The sequence below is a fragment of the Streptomyces acidiscabies genome (assembly GCF_020010905.1).
Lineage (GTDB): Bacteria > Actinomycetota > Actinomycetes > Streptomycetales > Streptomycetaceae > Streptomyces > Streptomyces acidiscabies.
In genome coordinates this window covers 4,269,991-4,286,577 of sequence record NZ_JAGJBY010000001.1, presented here as the reverse complement: position 1 = coordinate 4,286,577, position 16,587 = coordinate 4,269,991, and the positions used below count along the sequence as shown (strand labels likewise).

The following is a 16,587-nucleotide window of genomic DNA, read 5'->3' as shown; positions in this document are numbered from 1 at the left end:
CTCCTCTAGGCCAGGCACGTCGGCAGGCGGCCGTCGTTGAACTGGACCATCTCGTCGAACACCGCCGGGACGTCCATCTGCGTCCCGAGCGCCAGGTCGGGCCGCCGGATCTCCAGGAAGGCCCGGTGCAGGTTCCCGACCAGCCGCTCGGGGTCGACCAGCCCGCCGAAGTCGCCGGGGCCGTGCAGGCGGGCGGTCTCCAGGGGCGTGAGCCCCGCGGCGACCCCCTCGGCGGCGAGGCCGAGGATCCACCGCAGGTAGCTCTCCATCTGGTCGAAGACCTCGGGCCCGCTGACCTCGCCGTGCCCGCCGACCACGGTCCGCGCCCCGAAGGCGCGCAGCCGGCCGAGCGCCGCGAGGGAGCCGCGTACGGAGCCCATCAGGCAGAACGGGGTGCAGCCGGGGAGCGCCACGTCGCCGGCGAACAGGACGCGCGCGTCCGGTAGCCAGACGACGACGTCGTTGGTGCTGTGCGCGGGGCCGACGTGGTGCAGTTCGACCGGCCGGTCGCCGACCAGCAGGGTCAGGCTCCGCGCGAAGGTGATGGTGGGCTCGGTGAGGGTCAGCTCGCCCCAGTCGACGTCCGGCCACAGCCCTTGCAGCGCCGTCCCGGTGGCCCGGATCTCCGGCCCGGTCAGCTCGTGGGCGACGACCTCGGCGGGCGGCGCGAAGACGCAGTTGCCGAAGACGTGGTCGCCGTGGCTGTGGGTGTTGACCACGGTCCGTACGGGTCCGTGGCCGAGCCCCTCGGCCGCCGCCCGCAGCGCCTCGGCGCGCGTCCTGGTGGCGGCCGTGTCGATCAGGACCAGACCGTCGGGTCCGGCGATCACGCCGGCGTTGCTGAGGCACCAGCCGCCCGGGGGCTGGAGGAACGCGTGGACGCCGTCCGCCAGTTCGCGCAGGCGGCCGAGCGGTGCGCGTACCTCGGTGCTCACGGGGCACCGACCGACGCGGAGTACCGGTCCGCGTGCTGCATCGTGATCCGGCTGTTGGCCGCCAGCGCGGTGCGGACGCGCTGCGCCGCCTCCGGGGCCGGGACGTCGGGGCCGTACACGTCCGCCGCCCCGGCCGGGTCGAGCAGGAAGGTGTGGGTGGAGGTGATCGTGCTGCTGCCCGAGGGGTCGGTGTCGAAGGACCAGCGTCCGCTGTGTCCGAGGAGGGCGCGGGGTGGCCGGGTCTGCTTGTAGACGATCGATCCGTCGGGCAGCAGCAGGCGCAGCGAGCGGGTGGTGTGGACCGTGCCGTCGGGTGCGCGGGTGCGCATCGTCATGTCCTGGGCGCCGCCCGGCTGTTCGAGGAGGTCGAGGCCGGCGACGTGGGGCAGGCGCTCGGGCCATCGGTCGGCGTCCCAGATGAAGGCGCGGGCGGCGTCCGCCGTACCGGTCAGGCCGATGGTCTCGGTGAACGTCACCAGCCAGGCGCCGAGGCCCCCGGGGAGGGTCGACGCGGTGCGCAGCGCCTCCAGTTCGGCGGCGCCGTTGGCGTCGAGGGTCCGGGCGATCCGCTCGCGGGCGTCGGCCTGGTCCGGGGGTGGGACGAAGCTGTGTTCGAGGACCACCCCGGTCCGGCCGCCGGCCAGCGGGAGGCAGCTCCAGCCGCCTCCCATGAGCCCGAACAGCGGGTTGTCGTGGTCCTGCCGGAAGGTGACCCGGCGGGCGGCGGCGTCGAAGGTGCGGCGCGAGCGCCAGGTGCTCACCTCGCCGCCGGCCACGGTCGCCCAGATCTGGAACCGGTCGCCCTGTGGCGTGCGCTCCAGGACCTCGGTGTGGACGGTGGGGCGAAAGATCACCGGCCACAGCGAGACGTCGGTGATCAGGTCGTACACGGTCGACGGCGGGGAGTCGATCTCGGTCTCGTGGCGCGCGTGGATCTCGGGCGTGTTCATCGTGCCTCCAGTCCGGTTCGCCCTTGTGCTCAGGTCGCCTTTCTCAGGTCGCCTTTCTCAGGTCGCCGCGGAGATCGAGGAGTTCACCCGGTCCAGGATGGTGCGGAAGGTGCGCAGCTCGGTGACCTCCTCGTCGGGGATGTCGACCCCGTACCGCTGCTGGATGCGCGCGCCCACCTCGATCAGCGCGAGCGAGTCGTAGCCGACGTCGTAGAGGTCGCTGTCGATGATGTCCTGGCTCATCAGGTCCACCCCCTCGGCCGAGCCGGCGGCCTCGACGAGGATCAACCGCAGATCGTCGTAGCTCATTGGGGTACTCATGGTTTCCTCTGCTCGTTTCGTCACTGGGCCGGGGCGGCGATGACCACGCTCGACGGCGCGTTCAGGCCGACCGTGCCGGTCAGCCGCAGGTCGGCCTTCTCGAAGACCTCGGCGAACTCGGCCTCCGTGCGGTCCCGGCCCTCGCTGAGCGCCATCATGGTGATGTCCATGAACTTTCCGGTGTGCGGTACGTCGCCCTCGGGGATGACCGGGTCGATGATCAGGACCTGCCCGGCCGGGTCCATGGCGCGGCGGACGTTCGTCAGGACGGTGATCGCCTCGGCGTCGGACAGCTGGTGCAGCACGTGGGAGATGACGTAGGTGTCGCCGCCCGCGGGCACCGACTCCAGGTAGCTGCCGCCGACGAGTTCGGCGCGGTCGAGGACCCCGGCCTCGTCCAGCACGCGTTCCGCGCCGGGCACCACGTGCGGCTGGTCGAAGACCACGCCCCGCATGGCGGGGTACCGGGAGAGGATCGACGCGAGCAGGTGGCCGTGGGCGCCGCCGACGTCGACGAGCTTGCGCACGCCGGTGAGGTCGTACGTCTGGACGGCCGACTTCTGGGTCTGTCCGGCCGCGTTCCCCATGGCACCGCTGAACAGTTCGTTCATCTCCGGGTGCCGGGAGAGGTAGCTGAAGAGTCCCTCGCCGTTGACGTGGTCGAAGGCGGGGCGGCCGGTGCGGATGGAGTAGCCGATCTCCGCGTAGGCGTTGCGCATGAAGTGCTTGCCCTGGAGGCGGAACACGTCGCGCAGGGAGTCCGCGGTGTCGGAGCGCAGGATCTCCGCGAGCGGGGTGAGGCCGAAGACGCGGCGGGAGGTCTCGGTGAAGACTCCCTTGCTCGCCATGGCCCGCAGGACGCGGTAGAGGCCGTCCGGGTCGTTGCCGGTGCGTTTCGCCAGTTCGTCCACGGAGAGCGGACCGTCCACGAGCTGGTCGGCGATGCCGATCTCCGCTATCGCGGAGAGCATGAATCCCATGCGCAGACCGCTGTGGAAGTCCCACATCGTACTCAGCACGGCTTCATCGCGACCGCTGTCGGCCGGGGCACCCGCTGTCTGATCGGTCATGGTCGATCCCTCCACTCCCGCTGGATGTCGTGATTGCTTCTCGGTTCTCGGCTGCGTGCAAAGGAGGTTCAGGCCGGTTCCGCGATGACCACGCTCGACGGGAGCGCCCGCCCGATCGTGTCCACCAGCCGCAGCCCCGCCTGCCGCAGGACGTCGTCGAACTCCGCCTCGGTACGGTCCCGGTTGCGGCCCAGGACGAGCATGGTGCTGTCCAGGATCTTCGTCGGGTGCGGTACGTCGCCCTCGGGGATGACCGCGTTGACGATCAGGACCCGGCTGTCGTCGGCCATCACCTGGCGGATGTTCTTCAGCACCTTGACCGTGTCGTCGTCGCGCAGTTGCTGGAACAGGTGGGAGACGAGGTAGACGTCGCCGCCCGCGGGCACCGACTCCAGGTAGTCCCCGCCGGCGAACTCCACGGAGTCGAGGACCCCGGCCTGGCGCAGCACGGCTTCCGCGGCCGGTGCCATGCGGGGGCCGTCGACGTACACGCCGCGCATCCCGGGGTACCGGGTGAGGATCTCCGCGAGGACGTGCCCTTGGGCGCCGCCGACGGCGACGAGTGTCTTGACGCCGGTCAGGTCGTACGTCTCCACGGCGGCCAGCTGGATCTGCCGGTTGGCCTTGCCCATGGACCTGCCGAACAGCTGCTGGAGTTCGGGCCGCTGTGACACGTACTGGAACAGCGGCATGCCGTTCACGTGCTCGAAGGCGGGTTCGCCGGTGCGGATCGTGTGCCCGATCCCGACGTAGGCGTCGTGCATGAAGGTCTGGCCGTGCATCTGGAAGGCGTCGCGCAGGGAGTTCGGGTGGTCGGAGCGCAGTACCTCGGCCAGCGTGGTGAGGCCGAAGGTGCGGCGGGACACCTCGGTGAAGACGCCCTTGCCGGCCAGTGCCCGCAGCACCCGGTACAGGGCGTCCGCGTCGCTGTCCGTCCTTTCCGCGAGTACGTCGACCCCCAAAGGGCCTTCGGCGAGCTGGTCGGCAATTCCGAGTTCGGCGACCGCTTGCAGCATGTAGGTGATCCGTACGCCGCTGTGCAGCTCGATCATGGTGCTCAACGGTGAATCGCTGTGCAGTTCCTTCATGTAGCTGACGTCTGTTCCCTGGCTCATGCCGGCCCCTTTCCGGGCAGTCGTGCCAATTACTCGGTACGTTTCGCAGCGGTTACCGGCCGATGACGACGGCCGAATTGAATCCGCCCCGCCCGCGAGCCGTCACCAGAGCGACCTCGAGTTTCGCCTCACGCGGCTGTGTCACCATGTCGATGGCGTACTCGTCGGGAATGGCGCGGGAATGCGGCGTCGGCGGAATGACGCCGTCCCGAAGGCTCAGCAGCGCGGTCACCACGTCCAGCGGCCCGGCGCCCGCGAGCAGCCGGCCGACGCCGGCCTTGGGCACCGTGACCGGGACCTTCCGGGGCCCGAAGACCTCCGCGATGCTCGCCGCCTCGCTCCGGTCCCGCTCGGGGACCCCGGCGCCGTCGGCGAAGACCACGTCCACCTGGTCGGGCCTGACCCCGGCGTCGTCGAGCGCGAGCCGTACGGCACGGGCCAGGTTGGAGGGGCGCCCGCTGCCCGGCGGCGGGTCGAACGTCGCGGCGTATCCGGCGACCACGCCGTAGCGGCGCGGGGGCGGACGTTCCGTGTCGGCGTGTTCCAGCACCAGCATGGCGCCGCCCTCGCCGGGCACGTAGCCGCCGGCGGCGGCGTCGAAGGGGAGGTAGGCGCGGGACGCGTCCTCGGCGGTGCTGACCTCGCCGCTCGCGAGGTGCGAGAGCCAGCCCCACGGGTCGAAGGCGGAGTCGAGGCCGCCCGCGACCATGAGTTTGGCCCCCCGGCGCAGGTTGCGCCGGGCCTGCCCGATCGCGTCGAGCCCGCCCGCCTGGTCGGCCACCAGCACCCCGCCGGCGGCGCGCATGCCGTTGCGGATGGAGATCTGGCCGGTGTTGGCGGCGTAGAACCAGGCGAACGACTCGTACACGCTCACCTTGCGCGGTCCCTGCGTCCACAGCTTCTGGAACTCGCGGTGCGTGAACTCCCAGCCCGCGGACGCGTTGGAGGTGACGACGCCCATGTCGAACGGGCCGTAGTCGCGGTCCGCGACCCCCGCGTCGGCGAGGGCCTCGTCACCGGCGACCAGCGCCAGTTGCGTGACCCGGTCCGTCTGCGGGATGAGCCGGCTGGGCAGGTGCCGCGTGACGTCGAAGCCGGCGATCTGCCCGGCCAGCCGGGCGCTGTAGCGGGAGGCGTCGTACCGCTGGATCGGCTGGATCCAGGAGCGCCCTTCGAGCACGGACCTCCAGTGCCCCTCGACGCCCGCCCCGTCGCCCACCATGGTGCCGATCCCGGTCACGACCGGCGGCATGTTCATTCCGCACGCTCCGGGGCGCGCAGCAGCACGGCGCTCTGGAAGCCCCCGAAACCGCTGCCGACCGACAGGACGGTGTCCACCTGGACCTCGCGCGCCTCGTTCGGCACGTAGTCCAGGTCGCACTCGGGGTCCCGCTCGTGCAGGTTGGCCGTCGGCGGAACCACGTTGTTCTCGATGGCCAGGGCGCACGCGGCCAGCTCGATCGAGCCGATGGCGCCGAGCGAGTGGCCGATCATGGACTTGATCGAGCTGACCGGCACCCCGTAGGCGTGCGACCCGAGCGCGTCCTTGAAGGCCGCGGTCTCGTGGCGGTCGTTCTGCCGGGTGCCCGAACCGTGCGCGTTGACGTAGTCGACGGACTCGGGCGCGCACCGGGCGTCCGCCAGGGCGTGGCGGATCGCCTCCGCCATCTCGCGGCCGTCCGGCCTGAGGCCCGTCATGTGGTACGCGTTGCAGCGGGTGGCGTGGCTCGCGACCTCGGCGTAGATGTGCGCGCCGCGCGCCCGGGCGTGCTCCCGCTCCTCCAGCACCATGACCGCCGCGCCCTCCGCGAGGACGAACCCGTTGCGCGTCGCGTCGAAGGGGCGCGAGGCGTGGGCCGGGTCGTCGTTGCGCGGGGTGGTCGCCTTGATCGCGTCGAAGCAGGCGACCACGATCGGGGAGACCGGCGCGTCGGTGGCACCGGCGAACATCACGTCGGCGGTGCCGTCCATGATCGCCTCATGGGCCCGCCCCACCGCGTCCAGACCTGCGGTGCAGCCCGTCGCGACCATCGCGACCGGCCCCTCGGCGCCGGTGCGCCAGGCCACCTCGGCGGCGGCGGCGCTCGGCACCATGTAGTCGTACATATGAGGGGAGAGGTGCCCCTCGTCCATGAGCCACTCGCGCCCGCTGTCCGACAGCACGAGGTACTCGCGCTCGATGCTCGTCGTCGCGCCGACCGCGCTGCCCAGGCTCACTCCGACCCGGGACGGGTCGAGGGTCTCGACGTCGAGACCGCTGTCGACGAGGGCCTCCCGGGCACAGGTCACGGCGAGCTGGGTCGCGCGGTCCATACGGCGGATCTCGCGCGGCAGCAGGCCCATTGCCGCCGGATTGAAATCACATTCTCCGGCCACCCTCGATCGGAAAGGGCCGGGATCGAAGAAGGTTATTCCTCTGGTCGCCGTGCGACCCGCGGTGAGGAGATTCCAGAACTCTTTCCTTCCCAGCCCTCCTGGCGCAATCACATCGATACCGGTGATTACCACGGCCCGGTCCACAAGCACTCCTTTGGAGTCCGCCAGCCACCGCCTTTTCTGACGGCCATACTTCAACGGCGGGCTTGAGTGAACCTCAAACAAATCTCGACCGGTCCAGACTAAAGCTGATCTTCGTTAATGTCGGCGCAGGTCACGGGCCCGGGTACCACAACGCCGGTCAGGAAGAACCGGATTCTCCGGTGCGCAGCAGTGCCTGTACCCGGAAACCACTGCCGTGCGGGCCCGCGCGCAGATAGCCGTCGAACAGGGCCGCCCGCTCGCGCATGCCGATCAGCCCGTGCCCGGCCGAGGAGGAGTGCGGGACGGGGTCCTTGCGGCGCTGCGGCGGGGCGGGCCCGCTGTCGGTGACCTCGATGACCACGTCCTCGGGGCGGTACTCGATCCGCAGGGTCGCCCGGGTCGGCCCGGCGTGGCGGACGACGTTGGTGAGGGCCTCCTGGGCGATGCGGTACGCCGACAGGTCCACGGCGGCGGGCAGCGGACGGGCCGTACCGCCGACGTCGAGGCGTACGTCGACGCCGGCACTCCTTATCTGGTGGGCCAGCGCGGCCGTGTCGGCCAGCCCCGGGGTGGGGGTCAGCGCGGGGTCGACGGCGTGCTCGTGGCGCAGCACCTCGACGAGCAGCCGCATCTCGTGCAGGGCCTGGCGGGTGGTGGTCTCGACGATGCCGAGGGTCTCCGCCACCTGGGCCGGATCGCTGTCCATGACCACGCGCGCGACACCGGCACGCAGCGCGATGAGGCTCATCGAGTGCGCGACGATGTCGTGCAGTTCACGGGCGATGACGAGGCGTTCGTCGATGGCGGCCTGGCGGATGAGGGCGGCGTGCCGGCGTTCGCGCTCGGCCTCCTGCTCGGCCGTGGCGATCAGCCTGTTGCGGTGCTCCCGGGTGGCGAGGCCCGCGAACCAGCCGACGCAGATGATCGCGACGTTCGCGGCGAGGATGGCCAGCCAGCCCGAGGCGACCTGCCCAATGCCGACGCCGACGGCCATCAGCAGGCCGGAGACCCCGGGGCGGACCCACCAGAACGCGTACTCCGCCGTCACCGCCGAGGTGTACGCGGTGAGGGCGACGCAGACCGAGACCTGCGGCGCGCCGCTGAGCGCGGCGACCACGAAGGCGCACAGCGACGCCGCCGCGAACGACGCCCGGGGCCAGCGCCTGCGGGCGGCGACGGCGAGCGCGGCGACGACGATGCCGACGGTCCGCAGCACATGCTCGATGTCGGCGACGCTGTGGACGCCGCTGCGCGCGTCCGCCCACAGCAGGCCGACGCACAGCAGGGCGGCGAGCGCGATGTCGAGGAGGACCAGGGGGTGCGGTCTCCTGGTGAGGAACCGCTGGATCTGCCGTACGGGAACGATGCCGGACACAAGGTCAGGCTACTCAGGGAAGCCGGGGCGGGGCGTCAGGCCGGAGTCGGGTCCGGCGTGTGCATCGCCGGGTGTACGCGGGCGGGGCGTACACCCCTGGTCGTACCCGAGGGGTGTACGTCGTGCCCTCGGCGTCACTTCTTCCCGTTGCCCGGCGCCGACGTCACCCCGTCCTCGCTGCCCGCGATCCGGTCGATGTCGACCGGGCTGGCGCTCGGGTTCGGGGGCGGGGTGAGGACGGCCAGCTGCTGGCCCGCGATACCGGGGGGCGGGGTCAGGTCGGAGTCGGGCAGGTCGGGTGCGGTGGTCTGCTGGGCGAGGACCTGGTCGATGTCGACGAGGCCGGTCTGTTCGAGGGCCGCGATGTGGTTCATGAAGATGTGGTCGGCCTGCTCGGCGAGCGCGCGCACCAGCGTGTTCTTCGTGGTGGAGCGGATCTGGGCGACCGTGGTGAAGAACGAGCCGTCCGTCTGCCGCAGGATGTTCGCGAAGTCCCGGTCGAACTGCTCGCCCTTGCTGTCCGTGGTCAACCGGCTGACGAAGCCGGTCTGTTGGGGGCTCGCCAGGTTCGGCAGCGTGATGTCCAGCAGCGGGGCGATCTTGCGGACGGTGGTGTCGAGGGCGGCATGGCCGTCGACCAGGGTCCGCCCGGCGGTGACGACCCGTCTGTCGGTGCCCTTCTCCACGCCCATCCGTGCGACCGGGTGCTCCCACAGGCCGGCCGCCCGCACCTTGACCACGAAGTCCCGGTCGCCCTCGGTCAGGGGACCCCACTGGGTGTCGGCGATGACCCTGGACGCCGCCGCCGAGACCGTTCTGACCCCCAGTAACGACGGGTAGACGAGAGCGGCGAGCGTCAGGCTCAGCGCACCGCCCACGAACAGCGTCCCCATCGCGTTGCGAGAAACCCGCACCCTGCCTCCTGCCTCGTCGGGACGTCACACGCCCAGGAGTACGCACACGATCGTCACTCCATTCACTGAAGCGACCGAGAAAATTTCCGCCGGGGCGCGGGAAAGTGCCGCCCAGGGGGCACTTCGGCGTTCACCGGGCCCTCTTTTGGCGTCCGGGCCGTGCACGCGAGAGGGCGACTGGCCGTAAATGTCCCTGATTAAGCAACCCTTGGCATCGAGTGCAGCATCTAACCAATTGCAAAATTCAGCAATTGCCATGCCGAGCCCTACCCCAGGTAAGCAGCCTGGAAGCCACATCAGAGCCAATCAAATATGTTCACCTATGCAAATGTCGGCATGGAGGTGACGGAACCAGAGGAGTCGAGTCTTGTTCTTCGGTGTTGGTGGGGAGGGCTACCGAGACCGAAGGGAGCGGCATGTCGAACAACGTGCTGATCGGGGCGGCGCTGCACGGCACCGACCGGTTACGGGCCGGACAGGTGCCGACCGATCTGGAGCGCCTGCTGCTGGACGTCCTGCGGACCGTCCTGTCGGAGGAGGAGATACGCGACTGGGTGCGGGCCCACCGCGAGACCGTCGCGGAACGTCCGGTGACGGCCGGATACGGCTTCGCGGATCTGCGCGCCTGCGCGCGGGAGCTGGCCGAGGAGGCGGTCGCCCGCCCGAACGTGTCGTTCCTCAGCACCGAGGCGCTGGCGGAGGGCGCGCCGCTGTGGTCGGCGGAGTTCGCCGCCGGGGTACGGGAGTCGGGCTTCGGCGTCATCGGCTTCGCCGGTGTCTCCCACGGCAGCGGAACCGGCGACGGGGCGGAACCGGGAGCGTTCCGGGCGACATGGCACCTCGATCACGGCCCCTCGTCCAGGGTGCTCTTCGACGGCCCCGTCACCGACCGCGTCTCGTTCGGAACCGGAACGGAACCTCACGACGACCTCACCCGCGCCTGTAACGCAGCGGTCGCCGACCTGGACACCGGACCCCCTGGACAGATCTTCGTCGGCATCGCCTGGGAGATCCTGAAACTGTCCGTCTCCCTCAGGCCGCACCGGGACAAGACCCCCCTGCGCTTCGTCCTCGGCCGCGCCGACACCACCGTCCTCTTCCACCGCCGCACCCTGGAACTGACCCGCGAGAGCGACGGCACCGCGCTGCGCCTCAGGTACGGCGGAGAGCGGCCCCCCTTCCCCTCCGGCGCCCTGGAGTACGCCACCTACCGCGCCACCGAGCGGCCGTCCCCCTGGAGCGCCCCCGTCCCCCTGGCCCTGCGGAGCGTCACCGCGCCGTCCCTGGTCTCCTACCGGGGCGACCTCCACGCCGTCTTCGCCCGCCCCGGCGACCAACGGCTGATGTGGAGCAGGCTGCGCGACGGCACCTGGAGCGCCCCCGTGCCGATCGGCGGCTCGGGAAGCCGTCAGCGCGCGGCGCTCACCGTGCACGGGGACCGGCTGTACTCCTTCCACACCACGCCGGACGGCCGGGTCCTGTGGAACCGCTTCGACGGCTCCGCGTGGACCCGGGAAGCGCGGATGGACGGCTGGGACAGCCCCGTGTCGCCCGACGTCGCCTCGCACGGCGGACACCTCTGGGTCGCCCGCCGCGACCACGACAAGCGGATGCACCTCGACCGGCTCGACACGGACCTCGGGAGCGACTACACCCACTGTTTCGCCGACTCGGCGAGCGACAGCGCCCCCGCGCTCGTCTCCACGGGCGACGCCCTGTGGCTCGCCCACCGGGGCCTCGACGACAAGGTCCACGTCCGCTACAGCGACGCCCCGTCGGACCCGGCCGGCTGGCGGACCCACGCCCCCGCGCACGACCTGCTGACCGAGCGCAGCCCGACCCTCGTCGACCACCCCGGCCTCGGCCTGCACCTCTTGGCGCGCGACACCGACGGCCGGTTGCGCCTGGGCGCCCGCGCCGACGGCGGCGGCTGGGCCGAGCCCGCCGCTCCGGCCCACGACGGGGGCTTCCCCGCGCTGGACGCCGGGGGCGCGGCCTTCCACGACGGCAGGCTGTACGTGATGTACCGCCGGTGAACGTCTCCCGCCCCTCCCCCGATCACCCCGCAGAAGGGCACGATGTGTTCATGCCGATCTCCCATGTGAACAGCCGCTTGGCACAGGCCGGTACGTCGATCTTCGCCGAGATGTCCGGACTCGCCGCCGAGACCGGTTCGATCAACCTGGGCCAGGGCTTCCCCGACACCGACGGCCCCGCCGAGATCGCCCGCGCCGCCGCCGACGCCGTCCTTGCCGGCCGCGGGAACCAGTACCCGCCAGGCCGGGGCGTCCCCGAGCTGCGCGAGGCCGTCGCCCACCACCAGAAGCGGTTCCACGGCATCACCCTGGACCCCGGCTCCGAGGTGCTCGTCACCGCCGGCGCGACGGAGGCGATCGCCGCGTCCCTGCTCTCCCTGCTCGAACCCGGCGACGAGGTGATCACCTTCGAGCCCACCTACGACACCTACGCGGCGTGCATCGCGATGGCGGGCGGCACCCACGTCCCGGTCCCCCTGCGCCCGCCGTCCTTCCGCCCCGACCTGGACGCGCTGCGGGCCGCCGTCACCCCGCGCACCCGCATCCTGCTGCTCAACTCCCCCCACAACCCGACCGGAACGGTCCTCACCCGCGAGGAGCTGGCGTCCGTCGCCGAACTCGCCGTGGAGCGGGACCTGCTGGTGATCTCCGACGAGGTGTACGAACACCTCGTGTACGACGTCGAGCACATCCCGGTGTCCACGTTCCCGGGCATGCGGGAGCGCACCCTCACGATCAGCTCGGGCGGCAAGACCTTCTCCTTCACCGGCTGGAAGGTCGGCTGGGTCAGCGGGCCCGCCGCCCTGGTCTCGGCGGTCCTCACCGCGAAGCAGTACCTCACGTACGTGTCCAGCGGGCCGTTCCAGTACGCGATCGCCGAGGCGCTCCGGCTCCCCGACGACTACTTCGACGAGCTGCGGCAGGAGCTACGGGCCAAGCGCGACCTGCTGGCCGACGGTCTTCGGTCCGCCGGGTTCACGGTCCACCCGCCGGACGGCACGTACTTCATCACCACGAGCATCAGGGGGCTCAGCGACAAGGACGGCCTGGAGTTCTGCCGGGCGCTGCCCAGGCTGTGCGGGGTGGCGGCCATCCCCAACCAGGTGTTCTACCGGAACCCGGGGGCGGAGGCCCTGGGCCTGGTCCGGTTCGCCTTCTGCAAGAAGACCGGCCTGCTGACGGAGGCGGTGGAGCGGCTCGGCTCCCTGGCCGACGGCGCGGCGCGGCCACGCCCTTGAGGACATGGCCGCGCCGGTGTCAGTGGGTGTGGCCCTCGGTGAGCCACGCCGGTGCGTCGCCCCGGACGAACTTCAGGTAGTGGTCGGTCGATTCCTTCAGGACCCGCTGGGCGTCCCGGCGGATCGCCGGGGCCCACCAGTGGGCGTACATGCGGTCGAAGGAATACGGCTGGACGGCCTCGACGACGCCGTGCACGCCGCGTTCGGGCAGCGGGAGGCGGTTGGGGGCGCTGTAGAGGAACGCCACCCGGTCCTCGCCGGGGGAGATGTTGATGGTGTCCCCGGTCAGCAGCACCCCGAGGCCGTCGGCGCCCTGGGCCCAGTGCAGGACGGCGCTGCCGGGGAAGTGCCCGCCGCACTGGACCAGGGTCACGCCGTCGGCCAGCGTGACCTTGTCCGACCAGGTCTGGACGAGGGGTTCGGCCGAGGCGGGGCGCGCGAGCCAGTGGAGGTCCACCTCGGGCAGCAGGATCCGCGCGCCGAAGATCCGGGCCCACTCGACGATCGCGCCGTAGAAGTGCGGGTGGCTCGCGGTGACGACGCTGAGGCCGCCGGCCTGCCGGACGGCGTCGACGGCGGCTTCGTCGAGGTACGGCGAGGGGTCCCACATGACGTTGCCCGCGCTGGTGCGCAGGACCAGCCCGCGCTGGCCGATGCCGATCATCGGCTCGGCGCCGACCCCTAAGAGGCCGGGCTCCACCTCGCGCACCACGGAGTAGTAACCGCCGGCGGCCATCGCGTCGAGGGTGGTCCAGCGCTGGCCGCCGGCGGGCACCCACTGGCGGTCGTCCTCGCAGATCACGCACGCGTCGGGAGGCGTGGCCCCCTCGGGGTAGTCGTGGTTCCCGCACGTCTCACATACCCACGGCTTGGTGGTCATCTTCGTCTCCTCAGCCGGTCTCAGACGAGTTCGAGCAGCAGTTCCGCCAGCTCTTCGGGCCTGTTGCTGGGGATCATGTGGTTGGTGGCGATCTCCCGGTAGCGCCAGGCCGGGGACTTCGAGACCCGGTCGGCGGCGGTCCAGAAGGGGCCGGGGGGCTCGGGGCGGGGGTCCCCGGTGGCCTTGATGAAGGTCCGGGTGAAGGGGTGGTCCTCCAGCGGGCGCGTCAGCCGTACGGGTTCGGTGAACGTGCCGATGGGCTGCGGGGTGCGCCGTGCGGTGATCCAGGCGCCGGTCTCGGGGTCGTCGAACTCCCGGACGGGGGCGGGCAGTTGCCAGGAGTCGCCGAGGTCCGTGACGCGAGGGGCGCTGGCCCCGCCGGGCAGGCCCGCGGCCTCGCCGTCGTCGGGCACGAAGGCGTCGAGGTAGACGAGGTGGCGTACGCGGTCCGCGATGTATTCGAGCGCGCCGGTGATGACGCAGCCGCCGTAGGAGAAGCCGAGGAGGACGATCTCGTCGAGGTCCTCGTAGCGGACGCAGTTGACCACGTCGGCGATGTGCGTGGTCAGGCCGACCTGGGGACTCGCGAGGTGCACCCGCTCACCGACGCCGGTCAGGCTCGGGGTGAAGACCTCGTGGCCCGCGGCGCGCAGCGGGCCACGGACCTTGCGGAAGTCGTGGGCGCCGCTCCAGGCGCCGTGGACCAGGACGAAGGTTGCCATCTGGTTCTCGATCCGTTCTTCCCGTGGGATGGGGCGTTGGCGAAGCGGCCGTCAGGTCCCCGGTGGGGTGACCACCAGGTAGTCGGGGGCCGGCTGGACCCGTGTCAGGTCCGCTTCCAGCAGGGTCGCGTCCCCGTTCTTGCCGACCTCCTGGAAGCCCGCGAAGCGGTAGGTCACGAACATCATGCGGTTGCGTCCGGTCTCGACGAACTCCGCCTGGAGCGCCGCGCCGTGGTCGCGGGCGAGGGTCATGACGTGGTTGAGCAGGACCGCGCCGACCCCGCGCGACATCACCCGGCAGGACATCAGCAGCAGTTTCAGCTTCCAGACCGGTCCGCTGGTCTCGACCAGGGCGAGGCCGATCTTGCCGTACTGCCCGAAGCGGTCCTCCAGGTCGGCGACGAGGAGGCGGTGGTCGGGGGACGCGCCCAGCTCCTTGAGTTCGTCGTAGGAATAGGTCTGGCCGGTGGAGTTCAGCTGGTTGGTGCGTACGGTCAGTTCCTCGGCCCGGCGCAGGTCCTCCTCGGCGGCGTCGCTGATGGTGAAGACCATGCCGAGGGTGGCGAGGAAGTCCTCCCCGGTGGTCTTCGCCTCCTCCTCCGCCTGGTCCCGTTCGATGGCGCTGCGGTACATCGAGCGGCGGTTGCGGGACTCGTCGGTGATGAACCGGGGCCGGAACTCCTCCCAGCCGTAGACCGCCTGGCCCATCTCGGCCGCCGCGACGCACAGCACCTGCGGGTGCCGGAAGGCGACCTCCTCCAGTTCGAACTCCTGGTCGTCGACGAACGCGAGGGAGTCGACGCCGATGTTGAGGGCCGTGGCGATGGCGGCCACGGAGTCGGACTTGGGCCCCCAGCCGATGCGGGGGTGGAGGAAGTAGTCGGCGAGCCCGAAGGCCGCCAGCCGCTCCATGGCCGCGTCGTGGTCGTTCTTGCTGGCCACCGACTGGAGGATGCCGCGCGCGTCGAGTTCCTCGATCAGCTCCACGACCGCCGGCCGCAGGGCGACCTCGCCGTCCTCCAGGAGGACGCCGTCCCAGAGCGTCTCGTCCAAGTCCCACACCACGCACTTGATCCGGCCCCGGCGCGGCTTGTCCCTGGGGGTCTCGCGCCGTCCTCCGGGGACGGCCGGTGCGCTTACCTGGCTGTCCACCTGTACGCCTCCTCAGCGATCTTGATCTGCTGGATCTGGGTGCTGCCCTCGATGATCTCCATGACCTTGGCGTCGCGGTAGTACCGCTGCACGGGATGGTCCGGGGAGCAGCCGACGGCCCCGTGGATCTGTACGGCGTCGCTCGCGGCGCAGGCGGCGGCGGTCGAGGCGAAGTACTTGGCGATCCAGGTGGCCATGATGGTCTGCGGGTCCTGCCGGTCCTTCAGCTCCCCGGCCTGCCGGCACAGCAGCCGGGCCGCGCTGACGTCGGTGACCATCTGCGTCAGCATCTGCCGGATGAGCTGGTGCTCGCTGAGCGCCTGCGTGCGTCCGCCCCGCTCGGCGGTGAACCGCGCCCCGGCCTCCAGGCAGGCCTGGAGGATGCCGACGCAGCCGCAGGCGACGCTGTAGCGGCCGATGTCGAGGACGCCGGTGACGACGGTGGCGAGCGCGAAGCCGTCGGGGCCGAGGAGGGCTTCGGGTCCGAGCCGGCAGTCCCGGAAGTCGATCTCGGCGAGCATGCTGCCCCGGGTGCCGAGCATGTCGTGGACGGGCCGGACCTCGACGCCCGGGGTGTCGCGTTCGACGAGGAACGCCGAGATGCCGCGCCCGGTGCGGGCGAACACCAGGAGGAGACCCGCGATCTGGCCGCCGGTCGTCCAGCGTTTGGCGCCGTCGAGGACGAAGCCGCCGTCGTCCTGGCGGACGGCGGTGGCCGCGATGGTGGCGACGTCGCTGCCCGCCTCCCGCTCGGTCAGGCAGAAGGCGCCGATGGTCTCGCCGCGCGCCAGCCGGGGCAGCCAGCGGGTCCGCTGTTCCTCGCTGCCCCAGCGGGAGACCGCGTACGCCACCATCGAGTGGACGGTGAGCAGGCTGCGGACCGAGGAGCAGCCCCGGCCGACCTCCTCGTGCAGCTCCCCCAGGGTCACCATGTCCAGGCCCGAGCCGCCCACCTCGGCCGGCAGGATCGCCCCCCACCAGCCCAGCTCGCCCATGTGGTCCAGGACGTCCCGGGGGATGGCCTGGTCGCGGTCGAACCGGGCCGCTCGGGGCGCTATCCCGGCGTCGACGGCGGCCCGGAACTCCTCCCTGCCGTGGGGGCGGTCAGACATCCGACCGCGCCTGTGTCAGCCGCTCGACCAGCTTGGTCATGGCCGTGACGGTCCGGAAGTTGTCCAGTTCGAGGTCCTCGTTGGGGATCTGCACCCCGAAGCGCTTCTCGACGAACATGATGAGCTGGATGGTGAACAGCGAGTTGGCGATGCCCCCTTCGAAGAGGTCCTCGTCGTCGCCGATCTCCAGGTTCGGGAAACTGCCGGCCAGGAACTTCGCTATCTCCGGTCCCACCGCTGCCGTCAT

Annotated in this window: 16 protein-coding genes; 2 read left to right on the top strand and 14 right to left on the bottom strand. The window is 71.2% G+C overall.

The genetic code is table 11. The annotated features are described in order from the left end of the window. Positions 1 to 5: 5 nt before the first annotated feature. The 9 genes from J8M50_RS19770 to J8M50_RS19730 form a co-directional block, all read right to left on the bottom strand. Entirely contained in the window at positions 6 to 935 is a 930-nt protein-coding gene (locus J8M50_RS19770) for an MBL fold metallo-hydrolase (RefSeq protein WP_010355239.1), read from the bottom strand. Further along, on the bottom strand, positions 932 to 1,885 hold the full coding sequence (locus J8M50_RS19765) for an aromatase/cyclase (protein ID WP_010355240.1): 954 nt from the start codon (positions 1,883 to 1,885) through the stop codon (positions 932 to 934). Before J8M50_RS19765 ends, J8M50_RS19770 begins: the two co-directional genes overlap by 4 nt. A gap of 57 nt (positions 1,886 to 1,942) precedes the next feature. Further along, positions 1,943 to 2,206, bottom strand: coding sequence for an acyl carrier protein (locus tag J8M50_RS19760; RefSeq protein ID WP_029184072.1), 264 nt, complete (start codon positions 2,204 to 2,206; stop codon positions 1,943 to 1,945). 20 nt (positions 2,207 to 2,226) lie between these two features. Then, a complete protein-coding gene (locus J8M50_RS19755) occupies positions 2,227 to 3,276 on the bottom strand; it encodes a methyltransferase (RefSeq protein ID WP_010355242.1) in 1,050 nt (349 codons plus the stop codon). A gap of 68 nt (positions 3,277 to 3,344) precedes the next feature. Beyond that, positions 3,345 to 4,391, bottom strand: coding sequence for a methyltransferase (locus J8M50_RS19750; protein ID WP_010355243.1), 1,047 nt, complete (start codon positions 4,389 to 4,391; stop codon positions 3,345 to 3,347). A 52-nt stretch (positions 4,392 to 4,443) separates the two neighbouring features. Beyond that, positions 4,444 to 5,649 carry a ketosynthase chain-length factor gene (locus tag J8M50_RS19745; protein ID WP_010355244.1) on the bottom strand — a complete coding sequence of 402 codons (1,206 nt, stop codon included), beginning with the start codon at positions 5,647 to 5,649 and terminating at the stop codon, positions 4,444 to 4,446. Next, positions 5,646 to 6,911 carry a beta-ketoacyl-[acyl-carrier-protein] synthase family protein gene (locus tag J8M50_RS19740; protein WP_029184074.1) on the bottom strand — a complete coding sequence of 422 codons (1,266 nt, stop codon included), beginning with the start codon at positions 6,909 to 6,911 and terminating at the stop codon, positions 5,646 to 5,648. The genes J8M50_RS19745 and J8M50_RS19740 overlap by 4 nt, the downstream gene beginning before the upstream one ends. Positions 6,912 to 7,068: 157 nt before the next feature. Continuing rightward, a complete protein-coding gene (locus tag J8M50_RS19735) occupies positions 7,069 to 8,286 on the bottom strand; it encodes a sensor histidine kinase (protein ID WP_010355246.1) in 1,218 nt (405 codons plus the stop codon). Between the two features lie 134 nt (positions 8,287 to 8,420). After that, positions 8,421 to 9,179 (bottom strand): DUF4142 domain-containing protein, encoded by a 759-nt coding sequence (locus tag J8M50_RS19730; RefSeq protein WP_010355247.1) that lies wholly within the window; start codon positions 9,177 to 9,179, stop codon positions 8,421 to 8,423. A gap of 437 nt (positions 9,180 to 9,616) precedes the next feature. Between J8M50_RS19730 and J8M50_RS19725 the strand changes: the two genes are divergently transcribed. Beyond that, entirely contained in the window at positions 9,617 to 11,236 is a 1,620-nt protein-coding gene (locus J8M50_RS19725) for a hypothetical protein (RefSeq protein WP_010355248.1), read from the top strand. A gap of 50 nt (positions 11,237 to 11,286) precedes the next feature. Continuing rightward, complete coding sequence (locus J8M50_RS19720; RefSeq protein WP_040836988.1) at positions 11,287 to 12,474, top strand: pyridoxal phosphate-dependent aminotransferase; 1,188 nt, start codon at positions 11,287 to 11,289, stop codon at positions 12,472 to 12,474. Between the two features lie 19 nt (positions 12,475 to 12,493). Here the strand turns inward: J8M50_RS19720 and J8M50_RS19715 are convergent, their stop codons facing one another. The 5 genes from J8M50_RS19715 to J8M50_RS19695 are packed head-to-tail and all read right to left on the bottom strand — an operon-like array spanning position 12,494 to position 16,587. Further along, positions 12,494 to 13,354 carry an MBL fold metallo-hydrolase gene (locus J8M50_RS19715; protein WP_010355250.1) on the bottom strand — a complete coding sequence of 287 codons (861 nt, stop codon included), beginning with the start codon at positions 13,352 to 13,354 and terminating at the stop codon, positions 12,494 to 12,496. Positions 13,355 to 13,374: 20 nt separating this feature from the next. After that, entirely contained in the window at positions 13,375 to 14,076 is a 702-nt protein-coding gene (locus J8M50_RS19710) for an alpha/beta fold hydrolase (protein ID WP_010355252.1), read from the bottom strand. A 51-nt stretch (positions 14,077 to 14,127) separates the two neighbouring features. Next, positions 14,128 to 15,228, bottom strand: coding sequence for an HAD-IIIC family phosphatase (locus tag J8M50_RS19705; protein ID WP_010355253.1), 1,101 nt, complete (start codon positions 15,226 to 15,228; stop codon positions 14,128 to 14,130). Further along, entirely contained in the window at positions 15,213 to 16,340 is a 1,128-nt protein-coding gene (locus J8M50_RS19700) for an acyl-CoA dehydrogenase family protein (protein ID WP_010355254.1), read from the bottom strand. The genes J8M50_RS19705 and J8M50_RS19700 overlap by 16 nt, the downstream gene beginning before the upstream one ends. Continuing rightward, a complete protein-coding gene (locus J8M50_RS19695) occupies positions 16,333 to 16,587 on the bottom strand; it encodes an acyl carrier protein (protein ID WP_010355255.1) in 255 nt (84 codons plus the stop codon). The genes J8M50_RS19700 and J8M50_RS19695 overlap by 8 nt, the downstream gene beginning before the upstream one ends.

What these genes read in the sequence shown, in the direction of transcription:
- J8M50_RS19765 (WP_010355240.1), bottom strand. Translation starts at nt 1,885, where the DNA reads ATGAACACGCCCGAGATCCACGCGCGCCACGAGACCGAGATCGACTCC.
- J8M50_RS19760 (WP_029184072.1), bottom strand. Translation starts at nt 2,206, where the DNA reads ATGAGTACCCCAATGAGCTACGACGATCTGCGGTTGATCCTCGTCGAG.
- J8M50_RS19755 (WP_010355242.1), bottom strand. Translation starts at nt 3,276, where the DNA reads ATGACCGATCAGACAGCGGGTGCCCCGGCCGACAGCGGTCGCGATGAA.
- J8M50_RS19750 (WP_010355243.1), bottom strand. Translation starts at nt 4,391, where the DNA reads ATGAGCCAGGGAACAGACGTCAGCTACATGAAGGAACTGCACAGCGAT.
- J8M50_RS19745 (WP_010355244.1), bottom strand. Translation starts at nt 5,649, where the DNA reads ATGAACATGCCGCCGGTCGTGACCGGGATCGGCACCATGGTGGGCGAC.
- J8M50_RS19730 (WP_010355247.1), bottom strand. Translation starts at nt 9,179, where the DNA reads ATGGGGACGCTGTTCGTGGGCGGTGCGCTGAGCCTGACGCTCGCCGCT.
- J8M50_RS19725 (WP_010355248.1), top strand. Translation starts at nt 9,617, where the DNA reads ATGTCGAACAACGTGCTGATCGGGGCGGCGCTGCACGGCACCGACCGG.
- J8M50_RS19720 (WP_040836988.1), top strand. Translation starts at nt 11,287, where the DNA reads ATGCCGATCTCCCATGTGAACAGCCGCTTGGCACAGGCCGGTACGTCG.
- J8M50_RS19715 (WP_010355250.1), bottom strand. Translation starts at nt 13,354, where the DNA reads ATGACCACCAAGCCGTGGGTATGTGAGACGTGCGGGAACCACGACTAC.
- J8M50_RS19710 (WP_010355252.1), bottom strand. Translation starts at nt 14,076, where the DNA reads ATGGCAACCTTCGTCCTGGTCCACGGCGCCTGGAGCGGCGCCCACGAC.
- J8M50_RS19700 (WP_010355254.1), bottom strand. Translation starts at nt 16,340, where the DNA reads ATGTCTGACCGCCCCCACGGCAGGGAGGAGTTCCGGGCCGCCGTCGAC.
- J8M50_RS19695 (WP_010355255.1), bottom strand. Translation starts at nt 16,587, where the DNA reads ATGACGGCAGCGGTGGGACCGGAGATAGCGAAGTTCCTGGCCGGCAGT.